General features: G+C 42.7%; 1 protein-coding gene. It reads right to left on the reverse strand.

Annotated features, from left to right (window positions below):
- Positions 1-144: 144 nt before the first annotated feature.
- Complete coding sequence (locus tag GNE10_RS34445; RefSeq protein WP_185570500.1) at positions 145-1,326, reverse strand: RtcB family protein; 1,182 nt, start codon at positions 1,324-1,326, stop codon at positions 145-147.
- Between the last annotated feature and the right edge of the window lie 107 nt (positions 1,327-1,433).

The raw sequence follows: 1,433 nt of genomic DNA on the forward strand, positions 1-1,433 counted from the left end.
CGCCAGTCGCTCATGGGGGAAACCCCCAAGACCGCGCTGGCTCACCTTTTCCCCAAACCAAATTCCAGTTTAAAATCCTTAACCGAGCAGTATTGCTACCACAAGTAGTTATGCTTTTTCAGCGTGTATTAGCTTACCCTGAATTTAACCTTTGACACACATAACTTGTTTCAGAGTTGCCACAACTTCCACCAAATCTGCTTGATTTGCCATCACTTGTTCTATTGGTTTATAAGCACCGGGAATTTCATCTAAAACGCCAGCATCTTTGCGGCATTCTACACCTTGAGTTTGCTCAATTAAATCATCAAGAGTGTAGACATTTTTGGCTTTATTTCTAGACAATAACCGACCAGCACCGTGGGAGCAAGAACAAAAACTGTGGGCATTACCTTTACCTTTAACAATGAAAGACTTTGCCCCCATTGAACCAGGAATAATCCCATAATCTTCTGTTTGGGCGCGTACTGCACCTTTACGAGTAACATACACATCCTCGTCAAAATGCACTTCTTTTTCAGCGTAATTGTGATGACAATTCACCTGCAATAAAGGTTTAGTTGCTTTTCCACCTGCGAGATGTTTCTCGACTATGTGCTTAAAACGCGCCATCATCACATCGCGGTTCACACGGGCGTAATCTTGCGCCCATTGTAAATCGTGCCAGTATGCTTGGAATTCTGGCGTACCAGCCACAAAGTAAGCCAAATCGGGATCGGGTAATTTCTCACCCGCCATCTTGGCTAATTCCTTGGCTGTGTTAATGTGACACTGAGCGAGATTATTGCCAATGTGGCGCGAACCAGAATGCAGCATTAACCAAACTTGATTCTCTGTATCGAGGCACACTTCAATAAAATGATTTCCTCCACCCAGAGAACCCATTTGTTTCATTGCTTTGCTTTGGAGGTCTTGCACGCCGCGATGCAAATCTTTAAAATCATTCCAACCTTGCCAATTAGTAACAGGTTTTTCAACGTCTTTGTTTTCGTTGAATCCTGTAGGAATTGCTGCTTCAATATCCAAACGGATTTTTTTGAGTTTACCTTCCAATTGTTCGCCAGTAAATGGGGTTTTGATAGCACCCATACCACAACCCACATCTACCCCGACAGCAGCAGGTATAATCGCTTCTTTGGTGGCTATTACAGAACCAACTAAAGCACCTTTACCTAAATGAACATCTGGCATTAAAGCTAGGTGTTTAAATACAAATGGCAGCGATGCCACATTTTTTGCCATCTTAGTTTCTTCTGGCCCCAAAGGGTGATTCGCCCAAGATAAAACGGGTGCTGGTGTAGTAATTTCTAACTGTTCGTAGGGCATAATTTTCTAATTTGAGATTTTTAATTTTAAGTTTTAAATTGGTAATTTGGCATTAGGTGGGGAAGAGACTTCTATCAGAAGTCGGGGAAAAGGGGAAGGGGAAAGGG

Source organism: Nostoc sp. 2RC, from assembly GCF_014222165.1.
GTDB classification, from domain to species: domain Bacteria; phylum Cyanobacteriota; class Cyanobacteriia; order Cyanobacteriales; family Nostocaceae; genus Nostoc; species Nostoc linckia.

What these genes read in the sequence shown, in the direction of transcription:
- GNE10_RS34445 (WP_185570500.1), bottom strand. Translation starts at nt 1,326, where the DNA reads ATGCCCTACGAACAGTTAGAAATTACTACACCAGCACCCGTTTTATCT.